Origin of the sequence: Streptomyces ferrugineus (assembly GCF_015160855.1) — a bacterium.
In the GTDB taxonomy this organism is placed as follows: Bacteria; Actinomycetota; Actinomycetes; order Streptomycetales; family Streptomycetaceae; genus Streptomyces; species Streptomyces ferrugineus.
The window spans coordinates 5,817,275-5,840,394 of record NZ_CP063373.1; the positions used below are offsets into that span (position 1 = coordinate 5,817,275).

General features: G+C 73.6%; 21 protein-coding genes. 13 read left to right on the forward strand and 8 right to left on the reverse strand.

Annotation, left to right across the window (positions count from 1 at the left end; translation table 11 throughout):
* Positions 1 to 164 precede the first annotated feature (164 nt).
* Entirely contained in the window at positions 165 to 1,076 is a 912-nt protein-coding gene (locus IM697_RS26250; RefSeq protein WP_194038569.1) for an EamA family transporter, read from the forward strand.
* A 27-nt stretch (positions 1,077 to 1,103) separates the two neighbouring features.
* On the opposite strand, the gene IM697_RS26255 is transcribed toward IM697_RS26250, so the two are convergent.
* The 3 genes from IM697_RS26255 to IM697_RS26265 form a co-directional block, all read right to left on the reverse strand.
* Complete coding sequence (locus IM697_RS26255) at positions 1,104 to 1,943, reverse strand: endonuclease/exonuclease/phosphatase family protein (RefSeq protein WP_194038570.1); 840 nt, start codon at positions 1,941 to 1,943, stop codon at positions 1,104 to 1,106.
* A gap of 94 nt (positions 1,944 to 2,037) precedes the next feature.
* Complete coding sequence (ppdK, locus tag IM697_RS26260; RefSeq protein WP_194038571.1) at positions 2,038 to 4,725, reverse strand: pyruvate, phosphate dikinase; 2,688 nt, start codon at positions 4,723 to 4,725, stop codon at positions 2,038 to 2,040.
* 14 nt (positions 4,726 to 4,739) lie between these two features.
* Positions 4,740 to 5,642, reverse strand: coding sequence for a universal stress protein (locus IM697_RS26265; RefSeq protein WP_194038572.1), 903 nt, complete (start codon positions 5,640 to 5,642; stop codon positions 4,740 to 4,742).
* Between the two features lie 182 nt (positions 5,643 to 5,824).
* Between IM697_RS26265 and IM697_RS26270 the strand changes: the two genes are divergently transcribed.
* The 12 genes from IM697_RS26270 to hypE all read left to right on the forward strand — a co-directional run bounded on the left by IM697_RS26270 (position 5,825) and on the right by hypE (position 17,434).
* Positions 5,825 to 6,649 carry a universal stress protein gene (locus tag IM697_RS26270; protein ID WP_194038573.1) on the forward strand — a complete coding sequence of 275 codons (825 nt, stop codon included), beginning with the start codon at positions 5,825 to 5,827 and terminating at the stop codon, positions 6,647 to 6,649.
* 305 nt (positions 6,650 to 6,954) lie between these two features.
* Positions 6,955 to 7,461, forward strand: coding sequence for a hydrogenase maturation protease (locus IM697_RS26275; RefSeq protein ID WP_194038574.1), 507 nt, complete (start codon positions 6,955 to 6,957; stop codon positions 7,459 to 7,461).
* Positions 7,458 to 9,749 (forward strand): carbamoyltransferase HypF, encoded by a 2,292-nt coding sequence (hypF, locus tag IM697_RS26280; protein ID WP_194038575.1) that lies wholly within the window; start codon positions 7,458 to 7,460, stop codon positions 9,747 to 9,749. Before IM697_RS26275 ends, hypF begins: the two co-directional genes overlap by 4 nt.
* A gap of 6 nt (positions 9,750 to 9,755) precedes the next feature.
* Positions 9,756 to 10,013 (forward strand): HypC/HybG/HupF family hydrogenase formation chaperone, encoded by a 258-nt coding sequence (locus IM697_RS26285; protein WP_194038576.1) that lies wholly within the window; start codon positions 9,756 to 9,758, stop codon positions 10,011 to 10,013.
* Positions 10,014 to 10,122: 109 nt separating this feature from the next.
* Positions 10,123 to 11,277, forward strand: a complete 1,155-nt coding sequence (locus tag IM697_RS26290) for a 4Fe-4S dicluster domain-containing protein (protein WP_194038577.1) — start codon at positions 10,123 to 10,125, stop codon at positions 11,275 to 11,277.
* Positions 11,277 to 11,741, forward strand: coding sequence for a Crp/Fnr family transcriptional regulator (locus IM697_RS26295; RefSeq protein ID WP_194038578.1), 465 nt, complete (start codon positions 11,277 to 11,279; stop codon positions 11,739 to 11,741). The genes IM697_RS26290 and IM697_RS26295 overlap by 1 nt, the downstream gene beginning before the upstream one ends.
* Entirely contained in the window at positions 11,738 to 12,544 is an 807-nt protein-coding gene (locus IM697_RS26300; RefSeq protein ID WP_194038579.1) for an FAD/NAD(P)-binding protein, read from the forward strand. Before IM697_RS26295 ends, IM697_RS26300 begins: the two co-directional genes overlap by 4 nt.
* Position 12,545: 1 nt before the next feature.
* Positions 12,546 to 13,307 carry an NADH-quinone oxidoreductase subunit B family protein gene (locus IM697_RS26305; protein WP_194038580.1) on the forward strand — a complete coding sequence of 254 codons (762 nt, stop codon included), beginning with the start codon at positions 12,546 to 12,548 and terminating at the stop codon, positions 13,305 to 13,307.
* The gene (locus IM697_RS26310; protein WP_194038581.1) at positions 13,304 to 14,635 is read left to right on the forward strand and encodes a Ni/Fe hydrogenase subunit alpha; all 1,332 of its coding nucleotides are present in this window, start codon (positions 13,304 to 13,306) and stop codon (positions 14,633 to 14,635) included. The genes IM697_RS26305 and IM697_RS26310 overlap by 4 nt, the downstream gene beginning before the upstream one ends.
* Positions 14,636 to 14,656: 21 nt before the next feature.
* Positions 14,657 to 15,283, forward strand: coding sequence for a CBS domain-containing protein (locus IM697_RS26315; protein WP_194038582.1), 627 nt, complete (start codon positions 14,657 to 14,659; stop codon positions 15,281 to 15,283).
* A gap of 16 nt (positions 15,284 to 15,299) precedes the next feature.
* Positions 15,300 to 16,403, forward strand: a complete 1,104-nt coding sequence (gene hypD, locus IM697_RS26320) for a hydrogenase formation protein HypD (RefSeq protein ID WP_194038583.1) — start codon at positions 15,300 to 15,302, stop codon at positions 16,401 to 16,403.
* Positions 16,400 to 17,434 carry a hydrogenase expression/formation protein HypE gene (gene hypE, locus IM697_RS26325; protein WP_194038584.1) on the forward strand — a complete coding sequence of 345 codons (1,035 nt, stop codon included), beginning with the start codon at positions 16,400 to 16,402 and terminating at the stop codon, positions 17,432 to 17,434. The genes hypD and hypE overlap by 4 nt, the downstream gene beginning before the upstream one ends.
* A gap of 76 nt (positions 17,435 to 17,510) precedes the next feature.
* On the opposite strand, the gene IM697_RS26330 is transcribed toward hypE, so the two are convergent.
* The 5 genes from IM697_RS26330 to IM697_RS26350 are packed head-to-tail and all read right to left on the reverse strand — an operon-like array spanning position 17,511 to position 23,110.
* The gene (locus tag IM697_RS26330) at positions 17,511 to 18,086 is read right to left on the reverse strand and encodes an Rv1733c family protein (protein WP_194038585.1); all 576 of its coding nucleotides are present in this window, start codon (positions 18,084 to 18,086) and stop codon (positions 17,511 to 17,513) included.
* Positions 18,087 to 18,091: 5 nt separating this feature from the next.
* The gene (locus IM697_RS26335; RefSeq protein ID WP_194038586.1) at positions 18,092 to 19,099 is read right to left on the reverse strand and encodes an Acg family FMN-binding oxidoreductase; all 1,008 of its coding nucleotides are present in this window, start codon (positions 19,097 to 19,099) and stop codon (positions 18,092 to 18,094) included.
* Positions 19,100 to 19,144: 45 nt separating this feature from the next.
* The gene (locus IM697_RS26340; RefSeq protein WP_194038587.1) at positions 19,145 to 19,648 is read right to left on the reverse strand and encodes a flavodoxin domain-containing protein; all 504 of its coding nucleotides are present in this window, start codon (positions 19,646 to 19,648) and stop codon (positions 19,145 to 19,147) included.
* A gap of 24 nt (positions 19,649 to 19,672) precedes the next feature.
* Positions 19,673 to 20,404 carry a CBS domain-containing protein gene (locus IM697_RS26345; protein WP_194038588.1) on the reverse strand — a complete coding sequence of 244 codons (732 nt, stop codon included), beginning with the start codon at positions 20,402 to 20,404 and terminating at the stop codon, positions 19,673 to 19,675.
* Between the two features lie 12 nt (positions 20,405 to 20,416).
* The gene (locus tag IM697_RS26350) at positions 20,417 to 23,110 is read right to left on the reverse strand and encodes a bifunctional acetate--CoA ligase family protein/GNAT family N-acetyltransferase (protein WP_194038589.1); all 2,694 of its coding nucleotides are present in this window, start codon (positions 23,108 to 23,110) and stop codon (positions 20,417 to 20,419) included.
* Positions 23,111 to 23,120: the final 10 nt, after the last annotated feature.

Below are 23,120 nucleotides of genomic sequence, written 5' to 3' on the forward strand. Positions count from 1 at the left end.
GAGAAGCGGCCGGCAGCCGCGCACCGCGCAATCAGGATCCGCGAGAAGTGGATAGGGCCCTTCCCGCCCTCTTGCCCGGGCGCGGCCGGATGCATAACCCAAGCGTATGGATGACACCACGGTACGCATTTTGGGCAAAGATCGAGCGGTCGCACGATCGGCGTATGCACACCCGCCCCTCACCCGCGCTGACGCCCGCAGCCGCGCCCGCGCCTGCGACCCGGCCGGATACCCCCGAGCGGACCGGCGGACGCCTCGTCGGCGTGGCGACCATGATCGGCAGCGGCCTGTCCAACCAGACCGGTGCCGCGATCGGCTCCCTCGCCTTCCCCGTCCTCGGCCCCGTGGGCGTCGTCGCCGTGCGCCAGTACGTCGCCGCCCTGGTCCTGTTCTCGGTCGGCAGGCCGAGGCTGCGTTCGTTCACGTGGGGTCAGTGGTGGCCGGTGATCCTGCTGGCCGTGGTGTTCGGCACCATGAATCTCTCTTTGTACTCGGCGATCGAGCGGGTCGGCCTGGGTCTGGCGGTGACGCTGGAGTTCCTCGGCCCGCTCGCCATCGCGCTGGCGTCCTCGCGCCGCCGCGTGGACGTGTGCTGCGCGGTGATCGCCGGGGCCGGTGTCGTCATCCTGATGCGCCCGCAGCCCTCGACCGACTACCTCGGGATGGCGCTGGGGCTGCTGGCGGCCGCCTGCTGGGCGTCGTACATCCTGCTCAACCGCACCGTCGGCCGCCGCGTCCCCGGAGCGCAGGGCGCGGCGGCCGCGGCCGGTATCTCCGCGGTGATGTTCCTGCCGATCGGCGTCGCCGTCGCCGTCCGGCACCCGCCAACGGCCGGCGCCGTCGCCTGCGCGGTCATCGCCGGGCTGCTGTCCTCGGCCGTGCCCTATCTCGCGGACCTGTTCACCCTCCGCCACGTCCCGCCCCGGGCCTTCGGTCTGTTCATGAGCGTCAACCCGGTCATCGCGGCCGTGGTCGGCTGGGTGGGGCTGGGCCAGGACCTGGGCGGCCTGGAGTGGGCGAGCATCGGCGCGATCGTGGCGGCCAACTCGCTGAGCATTCTGACGTCGCGTGGCTGAGAACGTGCGGTGAGCCCGCTGTGCCGCTCAAGTCGGGTCCACGTCCGTGCGTACGACGTGGTGGTCCGAGTTCGGCGTCGGATGTACATGGTGACGGAGCGGGACGAAGCCTCGAAGGAAGACGTAGTCGAACTTGCTCTGCCAGTCGGTGGTCGGCGTGCAGATGCCGGTGGACGCGGGACGGCACTGGGGGTCCGTGGCCGTGGCCAGGGCCCACATCGGGGCGAGTTCGGGGGCGTCCGGCACGGCGTTGAAGTCGCCGAGCACGATCGCCCGGTCGTGCTCGGCGACCTCCGCGGCGAGTACGCGCGTCTGGCCTGCCCGGACCGTCTCCTGACGTCGGTGGGCGAGGTGGGTGTTGAAGACCCGGACGGACTGGCCGCCCACGGTGGTGGTGACGGCCATGTACCCACGGTCCTCGGATCCGCCGTCGGGATACTCCACGTCGACGGGGTCGGTCATCGGTGCCGCCGAGAGGACCGCCTGACCGAACTCCCCGGGGCTCCACGGCACTCCCCCGCAGCGGCCCCAACTGCGCAGCACCATCCCGTACTCGACGTGGTAGACCAGCCCGTAGAGGTTCTCCAGATGGTCCCGGATGCTCTCGACGTCCCGCACGCACGCTTCCTGCATGCCGATGACCTGGGGCGCGTATGTGGCGATCTCCGCTGCCCGGTCGACGTTGCTCGTCTCGCAGGGGTTGCAGATGTTCCACGTCATGACCCGGTTCGGCACGACGTCCCTGACGGCCTCGACGGGCAGTGACCCGCCGGCGAGGGCTCCGCTCGGCGCACTGGGGCCGACGAGCACCATGCAGGCCACGGTCATGGCGCCCACGAGCAGACGCGTGATCCTTCCGAGCACCATCGCCCCTCCTCACCGTGGATGCGCGGGGCATCCGACGTCTCCACGCATGAGGTTATGGGACGAGTCTGTGAACGACGCGCGCGTGCCTGCCGCGTCACCTGGTGTCGCTGGTACCTGCCCGGTCCGCGACGGCCGCCCGGCCCGCCTCCAGTCGTGCGGCCGGAATGCGGAAGGGCGAGCAGGAGACGTAGTCCAGTCCCGCGTGGTGGAAGAAGTGAATGGAGTCGGGGTCGCCGCCGTGCTCGCCGCACACGCCGGTCTCCAGGCGGGGGTTGATGGCGCGTCCGGCTCGTATGGCCAGTTCCACGAGCTGTCCGACGCCTTCCTGGTCGATCGACTCGAACGGCGACACCTCGAAGACGCCCTTCTCCAGGTACAGCGGGAAGAAGGAGGCCTCGGCGTCGTCGCGGGACAGGCCCCAGGTGGTCTGGGTGAGGTCGTTGGTGCCGAAGGAGAAGAAGTCGGCGTCCTGTGCGATGCGTCCGGCGGTGAGGGCGGCGCGCGGCAGCTCGATCATCGTGCCGATCGGGCAGTCGAGGGTCGTGCCGGTCTCGGCCGCGACGTCGGCGAGGACGCGCTCCGCCTCGGCGCGGGCCAGGCGCAGCTCCTCGACGGTGCCGACGAGCGGGATCATGATCTCGGCGCGCGGGCGGCCACCCGCGCCCAGCCGGCCGATCACGGCTTCGGCGACGGCCCGCACCTGCATGGCCATCAGGCCCGGCACGGCCAGGCCCAGGCGCACACCGCGCAGGCCCAGCATCGGGTTCTGCTCGTGCATCCGCTCGACGGCGTGCAGGAGTTCGCGGTCGTGCGGGTCGGGGTGGGCCGCGGCGGCGAGCCGGACGGCCAGGTCGGTGCGGTCGGGCAGGAACTCGTGCAGGGGCGGGTCCAGCAGCCGGATCGTCACCGGCAGGCCGTCCATGGCCTCGAGGATGCCGGTGAAGTCCTCGCGTTGCAGGGGCAGCAGGGCGGCCAGGGCCTGATCGCGTGCCGTGTCGTCGCGGGCCAGGATCATCCGCTCGACCAGCGCCCTGCGCTCGCCGAGGAACATGTGCTCGGTGCGGCACAGGCCGATGCCCTGGGCGCCGAGCGCGCGGGCGCGTGCGGCGTCCTCGGGGGTGTCCGCATTGGCCCGTACTTCGAGACGGCTCACGGAGTCCGCGTGCGTGAGCGCGCCCAGGACCGCGTCGGTGACCGGTCCGGTGCTCGTGCCGGTCTCCAGGGCGCGGCCGACGTCGGACGCGGTGAGCGGGAGTGCGCCGACATGGACCGTGCCGGCGGTGCCGTCGACGGAGAGGGTGTCGCCCTCGTGGACGACGACGCCCGATTCCGTGGTGAACCGGCGGCCGGCCGGGTCGACCGTGAGGGCCTCGGCGCCGCACACGCACACCTTGCCCATGCCGCGCGCGACGACGGCGGCGTGGCTGGTCTTGCCGCCCCGGCTGGTCAGCACCGCCTGCGCGGCGATCATGCCGGGCAGGTCGTCGGGGGTGGTCTCGCGGCGGACCAGCACCGTGTGCTCGCCGAGCGCGGCGCGCCGTACGGCCTCGGCGGAGTCGAAGACGGCGACGCCGACCGCGGCGCCGGGCGAGGCGGGCACGCCGTGGGCGAGGGGCACATCGGCCGGGGTGGTGTCGAAGCGGGGGAACATCAGACGGGTCAGGGCGGCGCCGTCGACCCGGATCAGGGCCTCGTCGGCATTGATCGTGCCGTCCGCGCCGAGGTCGTGGGCGATGCGGAAGGCGGCCTCGGCGGTGCGCTTGCCGACGCGGGTCTGCAGGATCCACAGCTTGCCGCGCTCGACGGTGAACTCGACGTCGCACAGGTCGCGGTAGTGGTCCTCCAGGGCGCGCAGGTGGTCGCCGAGTTCGATGTAGGTGTGCGGGGCGATGGCCTTGAGCTCGCTCAGCGGCAGCGCGTCGCGGACGCCCGCGACGACGTCCTCGCCCTGGGCGTCAGGCAGGTAGTCGCCGTACATGCCGCTCTCGCCGGTGGCGGGGTCGCGGGTGAAGGCGACTCCGGTGCCGGAGTCCGGGCCGAGGTTGCCGAAGACCATGGCCTGGATGTTGACGGCGGTGCCGAGGTCCTCGGGGATGTGTTCGCGGTGGCGGTAGACGTGGGCGCGTTCGCCGTTCCAGGAGTCGAAGACCGCGCGGATGGCGCGGGCGAGCTGCTCGGTTGGGTCCTGCGGGAATTCCTCGCCGGTCTCCCCCCGGATGATGTCCTTGAACTCATCGGTGAGCTTGACGAGTTCACCGGTGTCGAGCTCGTGGTCGGTGGCGACCGCGCGCTGCTTCTTGTGGGCGGCGATGGCCTGTTCGAACAGCTCGCCGTCGACGCCCATCACGGTCCGGCCGAACATCTGGATGAGCCTGCGGTAGGAGTCCCAGGCGAACCTCTCCTGCCCGGAGGCCTTGGCCAGCCCGGTGACGGACCGGTCGTTGAGGCCGATGTCGAGGATGGTCTCCATCATGCCGGGCATGGAGAAGCGGGCGCCGGAGCGCACGGACACCAGCAGGGGGTCCTCGGGCGCGCCGAGGGTGCGGCCCATGGTCCGCTCCAGGCCGGCCAGCGCGTGGGCCGCCTCGACGCCGAGTTCGTCCGGTTCCTCGCCCGTGGCCAGGTAGACCTTGCAGGCCTCGGTGGTGACGGTGAAGCCCGGCGGTACGGGCAGGCCGAGCCGGGTCATCTCGGCGAGGCCGGCTCCCTTGCCGCCGAGGAGGGCGGCCATGTCCCGGCTGCCCTCGGCGAATTCGTACACGTACTTGGTGGGCGCGCTCATCGGGCCTCGGCCTCTCACTCGTGGGGAACGACGGCCACGGGGCAGCCGACGTGATGGATGGCGGCGTGCGTGACGGGTCCGGTGCGGGGGCCCGTCGGGCGTTCGGTCATCCGGCGGCCGACCACGAGCAGACTCGCCCCGGTGGCGGCCCGGACCAGCACGGACTGGGCGCGGCCCTCGGTGACGGTCTGAGCGACCTCGACCTCGGGATACTTGTCCCGCCACACCTGCATGACGGCGGTGAGGAAGCCGAGCCATTCGTCGGCCTGTCCCGGGCCGTCCACCAGGCCGATGTCGCCGGGGCCGAGCCCGAGCGGGGACGGTGTCTGCCAGGCGTGCACGACGTGCAGGCGCGCGCCGCGCAGCCGGGCCGCCTCGAAGGCGAACTCGATCACTTCGTCGCAGGGGTCGTCGAGGTCGATGCCCAGGACGACGTCGCGGTAGCCGGTGCGGGTGGAAGGGCCGCCGTCGTCGGCCGGAACGTGCTCGTCGGACGCCTCCTCGTCCGCCCGGACGAGGACGACGGGCCGCACGGCGCGTGCCACCACTCCCAGGGCGACCGACCCGACCAGGAACCCGGTGAAACCGCTGAGCCCGCGCGAGCCCAGGACCAGCAGCTCGGCCTCCTCGGCCGCGTGGAGCAGGGCGGCGGTCGCGGGGCCCGGCCGCTGCTCGTCGTCGAGTTTGACGCCGGGGCAGGTACGGCGGATCCGGTCCTCGGCCTGGCGCAGCGCGCGCCGGCCCAGATGCCGCCGGACCGCCGGTGCCGGCTCCGCCGCTCCTTGGCCGGGGTGCCAGTTCCAGACGTGCACCAGACGCAGCGGCCGGTCCCGGCGCGCCGCCTCGCGGGCGGCCCACTCCGCGGCGGCGAGACTCTCGGCGGATCCGTCGACTCCGGCCATGACGGGCGGAAGCATGGCGCGCACCTCCTGTGGTCGGTCTGCTCCTCGGTGCCAGCGTCCGCCGGCGCCCTCCCGGCGGGTAGGGGCCGCCAGGACCCCGGTCCGGGCCCGTTCGGCCCCCTGTGTGCCGGTCGTGGGCGAGGCGACGCTGGAACGGCCCGCGCATCGAGTTCCCCCGGGGTGGAAGGCGGCACATCATGGAGCGAGCGATCATCACCGGTGTGGACCGGTCGGCACGCAGCCGTGCCGCGGCGGACTGGGCCGCGCGTGAGGCGCTGTCGCGCGGCCTGCCCCTGCGGGTGGTGCACGTGTCGCCGCCGGACGGTGCGGGGCCGGCCGAGCGCTGGCCGTACCGCCCTGAGACGGTGGCGGACCACGTGGTCGCCGAACTCACCGGCCGGCACCCGGGTTTGCGGGCCGAGGGCCTGAACCTCACCGGGGCTCCGGCGGCGGCCCTGCGCACGACGGCCGAGGACGCGGAGCTGCTGGTGCTCGGTCTGCGCGGCGAGGGCGATCACCCCAGGATTCCCGTGGGCTCGACCGCCAGCGCCCTGGTCCGGGCGTGCCGGCGTCCGATGGTGCTGGTCCCCGGCGCGCCGGCGGGCGAGGGGCCGCCCGGCCGTGCCGACGGCGTGACCCTCGGGTTCGACGCCCGCGGCCCGGCGAGCGGCGCTGTCGGCCTCGCCTTCGAGGCGGCCCGGCTGCGCGGCGTACGGCTGCACGCCGTGCATACCTGGGCGCTGCCCGCGCAGGCGGCGAAGCGGCCCTTCCCCGTGCTGGAGGAGGACCGCGCCAGCTGGGAGGACGACGAGGTGCAGTCGCTGTCGGACGCGCTGCGGCCGTGGCGCGGCAAGTATCCGGACGTGGACGTTCTGGAGGACGTCGTGCTGCTCGCTCCGGAGGTCGCGCTCGCCCATGCCTCCGGGAACTCCGGTCTGGTGGTGATCGGCCGCCACTCGGGCGATACGGCGCTCGCACTGCTGCCACACGCCCTGTGCCCGGTCGCGGTCGTCCCGGTATAGCGCCCCGACGGGTCCACGGCGGCTCGGCGGGACAAAAGCAACCCCCGAGGAGGATCGCCCCACACGACAGACGCCTCACCCACGCCCGCAGACTCCCGCCCAGCGGCGATCGGCCCCCACTCCGGCCGCACAGCACTCGCACCGCTACCGCACACGCCGTGCCCGGTCGCGGTCGTCCGGGCACAGCACACCGGCGGGTTCGCGGCCCGGCGCGGCGCGAGGGGCGGGCGCCGGGGAGGGTCGGCCCCTTGGCCGGGGTCGTTCGGCCCATGCGGCGGGCGGCGGTGATGGCCCACGGTGAGGGCATGAGGAGACGCGGTCGCATCGCCGTCATCGGGGTCGGGAACGAGTTCCGGCGCGACGACGGCGTGGGCTGGGCCGTGCTCGCCCGGTTGCGCGAGCGGGCCGAGGAGCGGGCGTTGCCGCCGGACACCGACCTCGCGACCTGCGACGGCGACCCGGGACGGCTGCTCGGCCTGTGGGAGGGCGCCCGCCTCGCGGTCGTCGTCGACGCCGCCCACGCCCACCCGGGCACCCCCGGACGGGTGCACCGCCTGGCTCTTGACGCCGGGCTCGTCGCACAGCCGTCGACCACCAGCTCCCACGGGCTGGGACTGGGCGAGGCCGTGGAGCTGGCCCGGGTGCTGGGCATGCTGCCCGAGCGGCTGATCGTGTACGCCGTCGAGGGCGCCGAGAGCGAGTTCGGTACCGGCCTCTCCCCCGCCGTCGCGGCCGCGGTGGAGCCCGTCGCGACGGCGATCGAGGGCGAGATCGCGCGCAGTGGTCACGCGCCGGCCGGGGGGCAGCGATGACCGTGCGTCACTTCTCCGTCGAGGGCATCGTCCAGGGCGTCGGCTTCCGGCCCTTCGTCTATCGGACCGCGGTCGGACTCGGCCTGCACGGCTGGGTGGCCAACGTCGACGGCCATGTGGAGGGCGAGGTCTGCGGGCCGACGCCTGCGGTCGAGGAGTTCGCCACCCGGCTGCGCACCGACGCACCGGCCCTCGCCCGGGTGCGCCGCGTCCGGCTGACCGACGGCGCGCACCGTCGGCCGTACGACACGGGATTCCAGGTACGGCTCAGCGCCCCCGGCGGCCCGGACACGGCACCCCGCGAGATCCCGCCGGACGCGGCCGTCTGCGACGCCTGCCTCAGCGAGCTGTACGACCCCCGCGACCGCCGCTACCGCTACCCGTTCATCAACTGCACCGACTGCGGCCCGCGCGCCACGATCATCGAGGGCCTGCCGTACGACCGGATCCGCACGACCATGCGCCGCTTCCCGCTGTGCGCCGAGTGCGCCGCCGAGTACGCCGACCCCCGCGACCGGCGGTTCCACGCCGAACCCGTCGCCTGCCCGGCCTGCGGGCCACGGCTCGCCTGGGAGGAGCTGCGCGGCGAGGAGGCGCTGCGGGCGGCGGTGCGCACGGTCGACCGGGGCGGCATCGTCGCGTTGAAGGGGCTGGGCGGCTATCAGCTGGTGTGCGACGCGGGCGACCCGGTGGCCGTGGCGGAGCTGCGGCGTCGTAAGCGGCGTCCGGCGAAGCCGCTCGCCGTGATGGTCGCGGACCTCGCCGCGGCCGCGCGGCTCGCGCAGATCAGCGCGGGCGAGCGCGCGGCCCTGGTATCCCCGGAGCGCCCGGTGGTGCTGCTGGGCCGTCGCCGGTGGCGTGGGCGCGCGGCTCCCCTCGCCCCCGGGGTCCATCCCGGCCTGAGCCGGGTCGGCCTGTTCCTGCCCACCACCGGCCTGCACCATCTCCTCCTGGACGGGCTGGCGCGGCCGCTCGTGGTCACCAGCGGCAATCTCAGCGACGAGCCGATCGCCATCGACGACGCAGCGGCACGCAGCAGCCTGGCCGCCGTGGCGGACGGATTCCTCACGCACGACCGGCCGATCCGGTCCCGGTACGACGACTCCGTGGTGCGGTTCACCGGGCGGACCAGGATCACGGTCCGCCGGGCGCGCGGGCTGGCTCCCGCCCCGCTGCCGCTGGCGGTACGGCGGCCGGTGGCCGGTGCCGGCGCCCAGCTCAAGCACACCTTCACCCTCGCCGCCGACGGCCGGGCCCACATCGGTCCGCACACCGGGGACCTGGCCGACCTCCCGACGTACGACGCGTTCACGGCGTCGTACGACCACCTCAGGGAGCTCACCGGAATCGAGCCCGCCGTCCTCGCCCACGACCTGCACCCGGGATACCTGTCCACGCGGTGGGCGATGGAGCAGCCGCTGCGCCGCGTCGCGGTGCAGCACCACCACGCGCACGTGGCCGCCTGCGCGGCCGAGCACGGGGTGCGCGGCCCATTCCTCGGGGTCGCCTACGACGGGCTGGGGCTGGGCGACGACGGGACGCTGTGGGGCGGCGAGATCCTCGTCGCCGAGCTGAGCGGCTACCGCCGCGTGGGCAGGTTCGCCACGGCGCCCCTGCCCGGCGGCGACGCGGCGGTACGCCATCCCTCCCGCACCGCCCTCGGCCATCTGCTGGGCGGCGAGACGCTGGGCTCCCCGCGCCCCTACCCCTGGCTCACCCGGCCCTTCACCGAGCGGCTCGACCCGGCCGAGGTCGCGGCCGTGCGCGCCATGGTCGCGCGGGACGTCAACTGCCCGCGTGCGTCCAGCGCCGGACGGCTCTTCGACACGGTGGCGGCACTGCTCGGTCTCACCGACGAGGTGAGTTACGAGGGTGAGGCGGCCGTCCGGCTCGAAGCGACGGCCGGCGACGAGCGTGCCGTACCGCTCGCCCATCGGGTGGTACGGGCGCAGGGCCTGTGGGTGTACGACTCCGTGCCGACGCTGTCCGATCTGCTGCGGCGGCAGCGGGACGGGGAGCCGCCGTCCCGGCTGGCGGCGGCCTTCCATCTGACGCTCGCGATCGTCACCGCCGAACTCGTGGCGCGGGCCGTGGGCGAGGGCGCGCCGCGCACGGTGTGCCTGGGCGGCGGCTGCTTCGTGAACCGGCGGCTGCTGACCGAGGTGAAGCGCCGGCTGCAGGCACAGGGCCTGCGGGTGCTGGTCGGCGGTCAGGTCCCCGTCGGGGACGGCGGCATCAGCTACGGCCAGGCGGCGGTCGCGGCCGCACGGCTGGCCCGGGAGGGGTGAACGCGTATGTGCCTGGGCATCCCCGGGCGGATCCTGGAGGTCCACGACGACGCGGGCCTGCGCATGGCGACGGTCGACTTCGGCGGAATCCGGCGCGAGGTCTGTCTGAGCTGCACGCCCGAGGCGGCCGTCGGGTCGTACGTCATCGTGCACGTCGGCTTCGCGATCACCCAGGTCGACGAGGCGGAGGCACAGCGCACGCTCGACGTGCTGCGGTCGATGGCGGACGCGGTGGAGAGCGAGCTGGGCGAGCCGCTCCCCTGAGGGACCCGGTCGGCCCGTCAAGAGGGCCGGTCAGCCCCTGCCGCCGGCCCTCGCCGAGTCGGAACCTGACGGTGGAGGAGCACGAGCCACCCGGACGAGGAGGACCGTCATGACCGCCCTCACAGCCCCCGCCGTGCTCGACCGGGATGGTCTGGACGCGCTGGTCGCCGTCCTCGTGGCGAAGGGACGCACGGTCATCGGGCCCACCGTCCGCGACGGCGCGATCGTGCTCTCGGAGCTGACCTCGGCGGACGCGCTGCCCTACGGCTGGGGCGTCGAACTGGACGCCGGGCGGTATCGGCTGGTCTCCCGCGAGGACGGCGCGGCCTTCGCGCACAGCGCCGGACCGCAGTCCTGGAAGTCCTGGCTGCACCCGGCGCGAGAGCGGCTGTGGAGCGCCGACCGGACGGCCGAGTCAGACGTCGCCTTCACCGCGGCCGAGCCGGCCGAGCCCTCGTACGCCTTTCTCGGCGTCCGGCCCTGTGACCTGCGGGCCATCGCGATCCAGGACCGGGTGCTGACCGGCGGGCGGTACGAGGACACCGGGTACCGCAGGCGTCGCGGCAAGGCGTTTGTGATCGCCGCCGAGTGCACCGAGCCCGGGGCGACCTGCTTCTGTGTGTCCACCGGCGGCGGCCCCGCGGCCGACCCCGGCTACGACCTGGCGCTGACCGAGGTCGTGGACGAGGACGGGCACCGCTTCCTCGTCCGCGTCGGCAGCGACGAGGGCGCCGAACTGCTCAAGGCGATACCGCACCGCACCGCCGACCCGGTCACGGAGTCGACCGCCGACGCCGCCGTGGAGGCGGCCCGTGACCGCATGGGCCGTTCGCTGCCCCCGGTCGACCTGCGCACCCTCATGGGGGCGAGCCTGACCGCCGAGCGCTGGGACGACGTCGCCGCCCGCTGTCTGACCTGCGGCAACTGCACCATGGTCTGCCCGACCTGCTTCTGCACCACCACCGAGGAGGTCACGGACCTCACCGGTGACCACACCGAGCGCTGGCAGCGCTGGGACTCCTGCTTCGACCTGGACTTCTCCTATCTGCACGGCGGACCGGTCCGCTCCTCCCCCCGCAGCCGCTACCGGCAGTGGCTCACCCACAAGCTCTCCACCTGGCACGACCAGTTCGGCACGGCCGGATGCGTCGGCTGCGGACGCTGCATCACCTGGTGCCCGGCCGGCATCGACATCACGGAGGAGGTCGCCGCCCTCGACGCCGAACTCACCGCTCACGCCGAAACCGGAACGGAGTCGGACTGATGCCTCCCTCGATCGCCCTGCGCATGAACCACGCCCTGCCCGTGGAGCACCGCGAACGGCTGCTGCGCGTCGGCCGCGAGGTGAGCTTCCCGCAGGGCACCCGGCTGTTCGAGGAGGGCGGGCACGCGAACCGCTTCTGGATCATCCGGGACGGCACGGCCGCCCTCGACATGCATGTGCCCGGCCGCCGGCCGCCGGTCGTCGAGACGCTCGGCGTCGGTGACCTCGTCGGCTGGTCCTGGCTGTACGAGCCGTACGTCTGGCAGTTGGGCGCCGAGACCGTGACGCCGCTGCGGGCCTACGAGTTCGACGCCGTCGCCGTCCGCCTCACCTGCCTGAACGACCCCGAGTTCGGGCGTGCCGTGGAGCACTGGGTCGGCCGGGTGCTGGCGCATCGGCTCAACGCGGCCCGCGCCCGGCTGGTCGACCTGTACGGGATCTACGAGACGAAGGAAACACGATGACCACCGTGCCGGTCCCCCATCGCGTGGTCGCCCGCCGGACGGAGACCGCGGACACGGTCACGCTGTGCCTGGAACCGGTGGCCGCGGCGCTGCCCGACTTCGCGCCGGGACAGTTCGCGATGGTGCACTCCTTCGGCCGGGGCGAGATCCCGGTCTCGGTGAGCTCCGTCCAGGCCACGGGCGGCCTGGCGCACACCGTCCGCTCCGTGGGCGCCGTCTCCGAAGGGCTGTGCGCCACGCGGGTCGGCGATGTCGTCGGGATCCGCGGCCCCTACGGCAACAGCTGGGAACTGCGGCGGGCGCGCGGCAGTGACGTGCTGATCGTGGCCGGCGGCATCGGCCTCGCCCCGCTGCGGCCGTTGGTCCTCGGCGCGCTGGCCGAGCCGGAGGCATACCGCCGCGTCAACGTCCTCGTCGGGGCCCGCACCCCGGACGACCTGATCGGCCGCCGGGAGGTGGAGAGCTGGCCCACCGCCTTCACCGGGATGACGGTCGACCAGCCCGCTCCCGGCTGGCGCGGGGACGTCGGCGTGGTCACCCAGCTCCTGGGGCGGGCGCTCTTCGACCCCGGCTCCACCTGGGCGTTCGTCTGCGGGCCCGAGCCCATGATCCGGGCCGCCGCCCGCGAACTCGTCCAGCGCGGTGTCCCGCACGACCGTGTCCGCGTGTCGCTGGAGCGCAACATGCGCTGCGCGACGGGGCACTGCGGGCACTGCCAGCTCGGCCCGCTGCTGCTGTGCCAGGCGGGGCCCGTGGTGACCTGGGCGCAGGCCGAACCCCTGCTGTCGGTAAGGGAGTTGTGAGATGGCCCCCACACTCGCCGTGTTCAAACTGGCCTCCTGCGACGGCTGCCAGCTCACCCTGCTGGACTGTGAGGACGAACTCCTGGCGCTGACGGGCGTGGTGGAGATCGCCCACTTCCTGGAGGCGACCAGCGCGGTGGCGCCCGGACCGTACGACCTGTCCCTCGTCGAGGGCTCGGTCACCACGGCCGAGGACGCCGAGCGGATCCGTGCCATCAGGGCGGCCTCGCGCCACCTGGTGACCATCGGGGCGTGCGCGACCGCCGGGGGCATCCAGGCGCTGCGGAACTTCGCGGACGTCGACGAGTACCGGCGCGTGGTGTACGCGCACCCCGAGTACGTCGAGACGCTGGCCACGTCCACGCCCGTGTCGGCGCACGTGGACGTCGACTTCGAGCTACGGGGCTGCCCGATCGACCGGCGTCAGCTCATCGAGGTGATCACCGCCTTCCTCGCCGGCCGCAAGCCGGACATCCCGGACCACAGCGTGTGCTTCGAGTGCAAACGGCGCGGCACCGTCTGTGTGACCGTCGCCCACGGCACTCCCTGCCTCGGCCCGGTGACACACGCCGGCTGCGGGGCGCTGTGCCCGGCGTACCACCGCGGCTGCTTCGGCTGCTTCGGCCCGTCCGGGTCGGTGAACCTGCCCGCGCTGATCCCGCTACTGCGCCGCGACGGGCTCGACGAGGACGACGTGGAGCGGTTCCTGCACACGTTCAACGCCGCCGCGTTCGAGAAGTTCGAGAAGGAGTTGGAGACGTGACGCACCGTGGTTCCCGTCTGCTGCACGTCGGCTCGCTGTCCCGGGTCGAGGGCGAGGGCGCGCTGCGCCTGCACGTCCACGACGGCACGGTCACCGAGGCGAGGCTGGAGATCTACGAGCCGCCCCGGTTCTTCGAGGCGTTCCTGCGCGGGCGCTCCCACACGGAACCGCCGGACATCACGGCCCGGGTGTGCGGGATCTGCCCGGTGGCGTACCAGATGAGCGCCTGCGCGGCGATCGAGGACGCGTGCGGGGTGACGGTCGACCCGGTGATCGGCGATCTGCGGCGGCTGCTGTACTGCGGCGAGTGGATCGAGAGCCAGGCGCTGCACATCTATCTGCTGCACGCGCCGGACTTCCTGGGCCGCGCGAGCGCGATCGAGCTGGCCCGCACGCACCGCGCCGAGGTCGAGCGGGGACTCAGGCTGAAGAAGGCGGGCAACTCGCTGATGGAGCTGCTCGGCGGGCGGGCCGTGCATCCGGTGAACGTCCGGCTGGGCGGCTTCCACCGCGTGCCGACGCGCGACGAACTGCGGCCGGTCGCCGAGGAGTTGAAGCGGGCGCTCGACGACGCGTGGGACACCGTGCGCTGGGTCGCCGGCTTCGAGTTCCCGGATGCCCGGGTCGAGGCCGATCTGCTGGCGCTGGCCGAGCCGGACACGTACGCCATCGAGAGCGGGACACCGACCGTGCTGCGCGCCGACGGCACCACGGACACCTTTCCCGTACGGGACTTCACCGAGCGCGTCGCCGAGACGCACGTCCCGCACTCCACGGCACTGCACTCGCGGCTCGACGGGAGGCTCCATCTCACCGGTTCCCTGGCCCGGTTCGCGATCAGCGGCGCCCGGCTCTCGCCGGTGGCGGTGCAGGCGAGCGTGGCAGCGGGGCTGGGTGATCCGCGCGACGGGGCGGTGTGCCGCAATCCGTTCCGGTCGATCCTGGTGCGGGCGGTGGAGACGGTGTACGCCGTCGCCGAGGCGCTGCGGATCATCGAGACGTACACCCCGCCCGCGCGCCCCTACACGGAGGTGCCCCCCGTCGCGGCCCTCGGGCACGGGGCCACCGAGGCGCCCCGCGGGGTGCTCTACCACCGCTACGAACTCGACGCCGACGGGATCGTGACCAGCGCGCTGCTGGTGCCGCCGACCGCGCAGAACCAGGGCGCGATCGAGGACGACCTGCGGCGGCTGGCCCAGCGGGCGATCGGCGAGGGCGACCCGGACGACAGTGAGCTGACGGCCCTGTGCGAGCGGGCGATCCGCAACCACGACCCGTGCATCTCCTGCTCGACCCACTTCCTCGACCTGACGGTCGTCCGTACCTGACGAGAATCGCGGGAGGTCGTGATGACTGAATCTCCGTACACCGTGAGCGATGTGATGACCCACACCGTCGTCGCCGTCGGCAGCGAGGCGCCCTTCAAGGAGATCGTCGAGCTGCTCGACCAGTGGAAGGTCAGCGCCGTGCCGGTGCTGGCCGGTGAGGGCAGGGTCATCGGCGTGGTCTCCGAGGCCGATCTGCTGCCCAAGGAGGAGTTCCGCAACGCCGACGAGATCAACGGCGGTCTCGTGGAGCGTCGCAAGGCGGCGGCGCTGACCGCGGGCGAGCTGATGACCACCCCGGCGGTGACCGTGCACGCGGACGCCTCACTGGCAGAAGCGGCGCGCATCATGGCCCGCAGGCATGTCAAACGGCTTCCGGTCGTGGACGGCGTCGGCATGCTCCAGGGCATCGTCAGCCGCAGCGATCTGCTGAAGGTGTTCCTGCGTTCCGACGCGGAGATCGCCGACGAGATCCGCAGCCAGGTGATGACCTGCATGCCAATCACCACCGCGCTGGGTGTCTCGGTCACCGAGGGCGTGGTCACGCTCAGCGGTGCGATGCCCGAGCGCGGGCTCGTGCCGGTGGTGGCCCGGGCCGTGCGGGCGGTCGAGGGAGTCGTCGACGTCCAGTTGGACATCAGTCACCGGTGAAGGGGCCGCACGTCCGATGAAGTACCTCGACGAGTACCGCGATCCCGTCCTCGCCCGGCGGCTGCTGGACGAGCTGCGGCAGACCGCCACGCGCCCCTGGCGGATCATGGAGGTGTGCGGCGGTCAGACGCACACCCTCGTCCGCCAGGGCATCGACGAACTGCTGCCGGCCGGGATGCGGATGATCCACGGCCCCGGCTGCCCGGTCTGTGTGACCCCGCTGGAGACCCTGGACCGGGCCATGGCCGTCGCCGCCCGGCCCGGTGTGATCCTCACCAGCTTCGGCGACATGCTGCGCGTGCCCGGCACGGACACCGACCTGCTGTCGCTGCGGGCGCGGGGCGCGGACGTCCGTGTGGTCTACGCCCCGATGGACGCCGTACGCCTGGCCGCCGAGCACCCCGACAGGGAGGTCGTCTTCCTCGCGGTCGGCTTCGAGACGACCGCGCCGGCCAACGCGACGGCCGTGCTGCACGCGGCAGGCCTCGGGCTGACGAACTTCTCGATGCTGGTCAGCCATGTCCTGGTGCCGCCCGCGATGACCGCGCTGCTCGACGACCCGGACTGCGAGGTGCAGGCGTTCCTGGCGGCCGGGCATGTGTGCGCGGTGATGGGCTGGCGGGAGTACGAGCCGATCGCCGCCCGCTACCGGGTGCCGATCGTGGTCACCGGGTTCGAGCCGCTGGACCTGCTGGAGGGCATCCTGATGGCCGTACGACAGCTCGAGTCCGGGCGCTGTGAGGTCGAGAACCAGTACGTACGGGCCGTGCGACGCTACGGCAACACCAAGGCGCAGGACGCGGTCCGCGAGGTGTTCCAGGTGACCGACCGGGCCTGGCGGGGCATCGGGGCGCTGCCCGACAGCGGTCTGGAACTCGCCCCGCGATACCGGCGGTTCGATGCCGCCCGGCGCTTCGACGTGGCCGGGCTGTGCCCCGTCGAGGACCCCGAGTGCATCGCCGGCGCCGTCCTCACCGGGGCCAGACTGCCCACCGACTGCTCGGCGTACGGCACCCGCTGCACGCCTCGCCACCCCCTCGGCGCGCCCATGGTGTCGTCCGAGGGCACCTGCGCCGCCTTCCACGCGGCCGGACGCACTCCCGCGAGGAGGACGGCATGACCATCCAGTGCCCCACCCCCCACCACGACGACGAGGTCGTCCTGCTCGGCCACGGAGCCGGCGGGCGCCTCACCGCGGAGCTGCTGGACCGGCTGATCCTGCCCGCCCTCGACGGCGGCCCGGGCCCCATGGAGGACGCTGCGCTGCTGCCCGGGTACCGGGAACTGGTGATCAGCACCGACAGTTTCGTGGTCAGTCCGCTGTTCTTCCCCGGCGGGGACATCGGCTCGCTCGCCGTCCACGGCACGGTCAACGACCTCGCGATGCGGGGGGCGTGGCCGCTCGCGCTGTCCGTCTCCCTGATCGTGGAGGAGGGGCTGCCGCTGGCCGAACTGCGGGCGGTCCTTTCCTCGTTGGGGAAGGCCGCCCAGGACGCGGGGGTGCCCGTGGTCACCGGGGACACCAAGGTCGTGGGCCGTGGTGCCGCCGACCGGCTGTTCATCAACACCACCGGCATCGGGCAGCGGCACGGCTCACTGCATCCGTCCGCCGCGCTGGCCCGCCCGGGCGACGCGGTCCTGCTGTCCGGGCCGGTCGGGCTGCACGGCACGACCGTGCTCAGTACCCGTGAGGGCCTCGGCTTCGAGGGCGACATCGCCTCCGACACCCGGCCGCTGCACCGACTGGTGGGCACCCTGGCACCGCTCGGTGCCGACGTCCATGTGCTGCGTGACCCGACGCGCGGCGGGCTCGCGGCGGCCCTCAACGAGATCGCCCGTGACTCGTCCGTCGCCGTCGAGATCGAGGAGAGCGCGGTGCCGGTGCCCGGGGCGGTCGCCTCGGCCTGCGATCTGCTCGGTCTCGACCCGCTGGTCGTCGCCAACGAGGGCTGTCTGGTCGCCTTCGTCTCGGCCGACGCGGCGGAGGGCGCCCTGCGCGCGATGCGTTCGGTGGCCGAGGGCGCGGGGGCGGTGCGGATCGGTGAGGTGCTGCCGGACGGGCCGGCGGGGCGGGTGACGCTGCGCACCCTGGTCGGTGCCCGGCGGATCGTGGAGATGCCGCTCGGGGAGCAGCTGCCGCGCATCTGCTGAGGGGGCGGCCGCACGCGAGCACCCGCGCACCCGGTCTTCTCCTCCCGGACGCGCGGGCGCGTCCTGCCGCGTCCTGTCAGCCGGCCTTCCGCCGCCACCGGGGACCGACCTCGGCCCACTCCGTCTCCCATTGTCGCAGCCGCTGCCGCTCCAGCCGGGCGATCGCGGCCCAGCCGGCGAGGACCGGCAGCGCGCCGGCGCCCACCGCGGCCGCCGTGCCCAGCACCGCGCCCTGGAGTTCGGCCTGGTCATGGCTCGGGGGCGCGGGCGCGAGGCGCCCCTTGTCGTTCAGCCACACCCTCGTCCTCTCGCCTGCCACGCCGCCGGGCTCGACGCGGGCCAGTCCCGTCCCGACGGTGCCGTCCGCGGCGGTCCAGCGGACCACGGCCCAGGCGCGGGCGCTGTCGGCGCCCTCGGTGGCGGACGTGGACGGCTCCGCGTCCTCGGTCAGCACCGCCGTGACGGGGTGCCGCTGCACGCGCAGGCCGTTCATGTCGCGTTCGACGGCGTGCGCGGTCAGGACGCCCGTGACGACGGCGACCAGGAGGGCCGACGTCGAGGTCAGGAGGATCAGCCAGGCCTCCGTCAGATGGCTGCGGCGCCTGAGGGGGTTGCGCCTCAGGCGCCGGCACAGCCGCCCGGTCCGGGTCATCGCCGTCACCGGTTTGGCAGGCCGTCGCGGATCAGCACCTCGGCGGGCGGGCGGCGGGAGGTGCGCCATGTGCGGGTCGTGCGGCCGAGGCGCAGGACCACCTGCGGGAACCGGCCGCCGACGAGGTGTGTGCGCAACTGCGCCCGCAACACGGGCAGTTCGAGGGGCTGGGTGTGGAAGGCCGCCGCGACGTGGTGGGCGGTCGCGTGGAGGAGGACCCGCTGGAGCGCCTGGCCCGAGCGGAGCCAGTCGGTGCGGCTGTCGCCGGGGGTGGACAGCACGGCGACGGTCCCGGTGCGTCCGATCCAGCGGCGGCTCGGGCGAACCCAGTACGGGGCGAGCCCGAGATAGTCCCGGCCGGCGAGCAGGATGGCGTCCGGGTGGTGGCGGCAGGCCTCGACGGGCACTCCCCGCGGTCCGGCGTGCCGGCGGATTTCGGCGGCGTGGCGCGGATCCGCGCGGTGCAGGTCCTCGGCGGTGCGCACCAGGTCCGCGAGCAGCCGGAGCTTCTCCGGCTCGTCGATGACCAACAGCTCGGCGCCCTCGGCGCGGGCGTGCTCGCGCAGTTCGTCGAGGAGGGTGTCCGGCACGGGTTCGGGGCCGAAGGGCCCGCGGTGGGTGTGCCGGTGGGGCATCGCGCCGGCCATCATGGTCTCCTCCGGCGTGGCCGGGGCGTGGGCCGCGTAGGCCACGTGCGCCAGATGGCTGGAGTTCCCGGTCGGCAGCAGTTCGACGGCGGGCTGGAAGCCCAACTGGCGTACCGCGATACGCACGTTGAACAGGGCGGCCCCGCAGGCGATGACCGCCTCCCGGCCACCGGGGTCGGTCAGGAGCATCCGCCGCCCCCCGTGGAGGTAGACCTCGAATCCGTGGTCGCGCCCCTCCTCGGCGAAGAGCCACGGCTGGCAGTTGTGCGGTGAGGGTGCCAGGGAGGCGGCGCGGGCCAGGTGGAGAGCGGCGTGACCGTGGCCCACGCGGGCGGCGTGGCCGGGGATCTCGTACGACACAGACATGGTGCTGCCACCCTTCGTGGACGTTCCTGACCCGCGTTGCCGTGCTCAGGCCGTGGTGACCAGTGCGTGGGCGACGCCGCGCGACCAGTCCTCGATCCGGTCGAAGTCCCGGTAGTCGCCGCCCTTTCCGTTCTTGATGATCATCCGCGCGACCCATCCCTTGGCGCCCTCCTCCAGGCAGCCGCCGAAGGTGACGTGCCCCTTCGCACCGAGCCGGGTCATGGCCCGCTGCAGGCCGGGCACGGGCGGGATGTCCCGCTCGGAGGCCGAGGGGTCCAGCGGGCCGCTGCTGAACAGCCACAGCGGGCGTCCCGCCAGCTCGCGGCCGTGCCGCCTGAGGAACCGGCGGGAGTCCTTGTGCCAGCGTCCGGCGTACAGTCCGCCGCCGACGACGACGGCGTCGTACGCGTCCACGTGGGCGACGGAACGGGCCGGCAGGGCCTCGGCGGTGAGGCCCTCCTTGCGCAGGACCTCGGCCACCGCCTCGGCGATCTGGGCGGTCGATCCGTTGGTCGTCCCATAGGCGACCAGCACTTTGGTGGCAGTCATGGTGCTCCGCCTCCTTTCAGCACATCACAGCTTGCGCAGCCACTCGTCGGCGACGCCGTGCAGTGCCGGCGCGTCGGGCCGGACATGCGAGTCGTCCAGCCGGTGGGTGAGCTTGTCGACGACCGCGACCACGCCGTCGATCTGTCGGGTCATGGACAGGGCGATCTCCGTCTCGCTCTTGCGCTCCATCTGGCCGAGCAGCGTGACCACGCCCTCCGTGACGGAGACGGCGATGCTGCGCGGCGGCAGCCACAGGGCCCGGACCAGGACCTCGTCGACGACCTCGGCGCGGATGGCCTCGTCCGGCCGGAGGAAGACCTGGAGCAGGTCGCGGCGGGTGACGATCCCCACCAGCCGCTGCTCCTCGTCGAGGACGGGCAGCCGTTCCACGTGGTGCTTCGCCATGGTGCGGGCGGCCTCGACGATGGTGTCGTCGGCGTGCACCGTGACGGCCGGCTCGGTCATGAGCTGGCCGGCCGTACGGGCCCGGACCTTCACGGCCCGCTCCCGGCCGGTGCGGGTCAGCCGGTCGAAGCGGAAGCGCTTCTTGGGCTCGTACGGGTCGGGAGTCTCGGCCTGCCGGACCATCAGGTCGGTCTCGGAGATGACGCCGATGACCCTCTCGTCCTCGTCGACGACCGGCAGTCCGCTGATGCGGTGGTCACCGAGCAGCCGGGCGACCTCCTTGAACGGGGTGCCGTACGCGGCGCGGACGACCTCCGTGGTCATCACGGAGCCGACCTTGTTGTGCTTCATGGCTGTTCCTCCTCAGCGGAGTCGACGCAGATACGGATCCTGGGGCCTGCGTGGCAGCAGGCGTATGCGCGCATCGAGCACGGTGACCCTGCCCGGTGTCGCGAGAACGGGGTTGAAGTCCGCCTCGGCCAGCTGTGGCAGGTCGCTCGCCATGCGGGACAGCCGCAGCAGCAGTTGTTCGAGGCCCTGGAGGTCGACGGGCCGGGCGCCGTTCGAGCCGAGCAGGAGCGGGGCGCAGCGCGGGGACGTGATCAGGTCGTGGACGTCGTGGTCGGTGAGCGGGGCGAGTCGTGCGGCGTGGTCGGCGAGGACCTCCGTCGCGGTGCCGCCGAGTCCGAACAGCACGAGGGGGCCGAAGACCTGGTCCTGGACGACGCCGGCGAACAGCTCGGTGCCGCGGTCGGCGAGCGGCTGGATCAGCACGCCCTGAAGCAGGCCGGCGAACCTGGTCTCCAGATCGCGGAAGGCGGCGCGGACCTGGTGGTCGCCGCGCAGATCGAGGTGGACGGCGTGCTCGGCGGTCTTGTGCACCAGGCCCGGCCAGTGGCCCTTCATCACGACCCGGCCGTCGGCGCCGCGCAGCCGCTCCGCGGCGAGTACGGCGTCGTCCTCGGTGTCCGCCCAGGCCCAGGCGAGCTGGGGAATGCCGTAGCAGCCCAGGAGTTCGGCGCATTCGCGCGGGTCGAGCCAGCCGCCGTCCGGGTGCCGGTCGAGGTAGGCCTCGACGAAGGTGTGGGCGCGTCCGGTCTCGACGTCGTCGAGGTCCGGGACCGTCCCGGCGGGGCGGGCGAGCCAGGCGGCGCGGCGGGCCGCGTGGGCCAGTGACCGGGCCGCCGCCTGGGGTTCGGCGTAGGAGGGGATGGTGGTGTGCTCGGCGGCGGGCAGCAGTTCGACGGGCAGGCCCTGTTCGAGGCGTATCGCGACGACGGGCTTGGTGTGCCGTCCGGGGGTGTGGGTGAGGGCTCGGACGAGGTCGTCGCCGGTCGCCGCGGCGACCGCGGTGGGGACGAGGGCCACGAGGACGGCGTCGACGGCGCCGCTCCGCATGATCCGTTCCACACAGCTCGCGAGCTGCTCCTCGGTGACGGCGGCGGTGGCGTCGACGGGGTTGCCGACGGCGGCACCCGCGGGCAGGGCGGCGAGCAGGTCGTCGATGAGTTCGGGGCTGGGCGCCGGGAGCTGGAGCCCGGCCTCGGCGCAGGCGTCGGCCGCGAGGACGCCCGCTCCGCCGGCGTTGGTGACGATGGCGACGCGGGGGCCCGCGGGCAGCGGCTGGGAGTGCAACAGCGCGGCCGCTTCCAGGAGTTCGCCGCAGGAGCGGGTGGCGGTGATGCCGGCCTGGGTGAACAGCGCGCCGCGCGTCATGGTGCGGGTGGCGGCGGCCGCGGTGTGCGAGGCGGCGGCGCGGCGGCCCGCCTCGGTGCGGCCGGCGTCGACGGTCAGGACCGGCATCCGGCGGGTCACCCGGCGGGCGGTGTGCGAGAAGGCGCGGGGGCTGCCGAAGGACTCCAGGTGGAGCAGGGCGAGGTCGGTGTGGCCGTCGCTCTCCCACCACTGGAGCATGTCGTTGCCGCTGACGTCGTACTTGTCGCCGAGGGAGGCGAAGGAGGAGACGCCGATGCCGAGCCGGGACAGCCCGTCGAGCAGGGCGATGCCGACACCGCCGGACTGGACGGCGACGCCCGCGGTGCCGGGTTGCGGGTGGCCGGCGGCGAAGGTGGCGTCCAGGCGCAGCTCGGGGTCGGTGTTGGAGACGCCGAGGCAGTTCGGCCCGACCAGGCGCATGCCGTACGCCCGGCAGGACTCCAGCAGCGCTCGCGCCTGGCCGGCGTCCAGTCCCGCGGTGACGACCAGGAGTGCGCGCACCCCGGCCTTGCCGCATTCCTCGGCGGCGTCGGGGACCGCGGCGGCGGGTACGGCGAGGACCGCCAGGTCGGGGATCGTGGGCAGGGCGCCGACCGAGGGGTGGCACGGCACGCCGAGGATCGAGCTTGCGCGCGGGTTCACCGCGAACAGGCGGCCGGTGTAGCGGCCGGCGTGCAACTGGTGCAGGATCGCCCGGCCCACCGAGCCCGGCTTGCGTCCGGCGCCGACGACGGCGACGGTGCGCGGCCGCAGCAGCGGTTCGAGGCTCACGACGTCGGCGGCGCGGCCGCGTTCCTCCACGGCCGCCAGATAGGTGTCGCTCTGGTCGAGGGCGATCGTGCAGCGCACCTCCGGGCCCTCGAAGCGGCGGGTGGTGCGCAGGCCGAGGTCGGCGAACAGCTTCAGCACCTCGTGGTTCTCGCTCAGCGCGTCGGCCGTGAAGTCGGTGATGCCCTCGGCGCGGGCCGCGGAGACCAGGTGCTCGACCAGCAGGGTGCCGACTCCCCGGTGGTGCAGTCCGTCGGCGACCGCGATGGCGATGTCCGCCGTGTTCCCGGTCCCGCCCCTGTCGTACTCGGCGAGACCGATCACCCGGCCGCCGGTCTCGGCCAGCAGCGCCCGGTACCCGGGGGGCTGCTCGGCGCAGGCCCGGTCGGCGGCCATCTCGGCGGAGCGGCGGCTGGCGGCGAAGAACCTCAGGCGCAGGTTCTCCAGGGACATCTCCTCGTACAGCCCCCGCACCTGGTCGTGGTCGCCCCGCCGCACGGGGCGGATGCACACGGTGGTGCCGTCCGCGAGCAGGGCGTGGACCGTGGGCCGACTGAGCGTGTCGTCCGTCATCGCGGTTCCC

What these genes read in the sequence shown, in the direction of transcription:
- IM697_RS26250 (WP_194038569.1), top strand. Translation starts at nt 165, where the DNA reads ATGCACACCCGCCCCTCACCCGCGCTGACGCCCGCAGCCGCGCCCGCG.
- IM697_RS26255 (WP_194038570.1), bottom strand. Translation starts at nt 1,943, where the DNA reads ATGGTGCTCGGAAGGATCACGCGTCTGCTCGTGGGCGCCATGACCGTG.
- ppdK (WP_194038571.1), bottom strand. Translation starts at nt 4,725, where the DNA reads ATGAGCGCGCCCACCAAGTACGTGTACGAATTCGCCGAGGGCAGCCGG.
- IM697_RS26265 (WP_194038572.1), bottom strand. Translation starts at nt 5,642, where the DNA reads ATGCTTCCGCCCGTCATGGCCGGAGTCGACGGATCCGCCGAGAGTCTC.
- IM697_RS26270 (WP_194038573.1), top strand. Translation starts at nt 5,825, where the DNA reads ATGGAGCGAGCGATCATCACCGGTGTGGACCGGTCGGCACGCAGCCGT.
- IM697_RS26275 (WP_194038574.1), top strand. Translation starts at nt 6,955, where the DNA reads ATGAGGAGACGCGGTCGCATCGCCGTCATCGGGGTCGGGAACGAGTTC.
- hypF (WP_194038575.1), top strand. Translation starts at nt 7,458, where the DNA reads ATGACCGTGCGTCACTTCTCCGTCGAGGGCATCGTCCAGGGCGTCGGC.
- IM697_RS26285 (WP_194038576.1), top strand. Translation starts at nt 9,756, where the DNA reads ATGTGCCTGGGCATCCCCGGGCGGATCCTGGAGGTCCACGACGACGCG.
- IM697_RS26290 (WP_194038577.1), top strand. Translation starts at nt 10,123, where the DNA reads ATGACCGCCCTCACAGCCCCCGCCGTGCTCGACCGGGATGGTCTGGAC.
- IM697_RS26295 (WP_194038578.1), top strand. Translation starts at nt 11,277, where the DNA reads ATGCCTCCCTCGATCGCCCTGCGCATGAACCACGCCCTGCCCGTGGAG.
- IM697_RS26300 (WP_194038579.1), top strand. Translation starts at nt 11,738, where the DNA reads ATGACCACCGTGCCGGTCCCCCATCGCGTGGTCGCCCGCCGGACGGAG.
- IM697_RS26305 (WP_194038580.1), top strand. Translation starts at nt 12,546, where the DNA reads ATGGCCCCCACACTCGCCGTGTTCAAACTGGCCTCCTGCGACGGCTGC.
- IM697_RS26315 (WP_194038582.1), top strand. Translation starts at nt 14,657, where the DNA reads ATGACTGAATCTCCGTACACCGTGAGCGATGTGATGACCCACACCGTC.
- hypD (WP_194038583.1), top strand. Translation starts at nt 15,300, where the DNA reads ATGAAGTACCTCGACGAGTACCGCGATCCCGTCCTCGCCCGGCGGCTG.
- hypE (WP_194038584.1), top strand. Translation starts at nt 16,400, where the DNA reads ATGACCATCCAGTGCCCCACCCCCCACCACGACGACGAGGTCGTCCTG.
- IM697_RS26330 (WP_194038585.1), bottom strand. Translation starts at nt 18,086, where the DNA reads ATGACCCGGACCGGGCGGCTGTGCCGGCGCCTGAGGCGCAACCCCCTC.
- IM697_RS26335 (WP_194038586.1), bottom strand. Translation starts at nt 19,099, where the DNA reads ATGTCTGTGTCGTACGAGATCCCCGGCCACGCCGCCCGCGTGGGCCAC.
- IM697_RS26340 (WP_194038587.1), bottom strand. Translation starts at nt 19,648, where the DNA reads ATGACTGCCACCAAAGTGCTGGTCGCCTATGGGACGACCAACGGATCG.
- IM697_RS26345 (WP_194038588.1), bottom strand. Translation starts at nt 20,404, where the DNA reads ATGAAGCACAACAAGGTCGGCTCCGTGATGACCACGGAGGTCGTCCGC.
- IM697_RS26350 (WP_194038589.1), bottom strand. Translation starts at nt 23,110, where the DNA reads ATGACGGACGACACGCTCAGTCGGCCCACGGTCCACGCCCTGCTCGCG.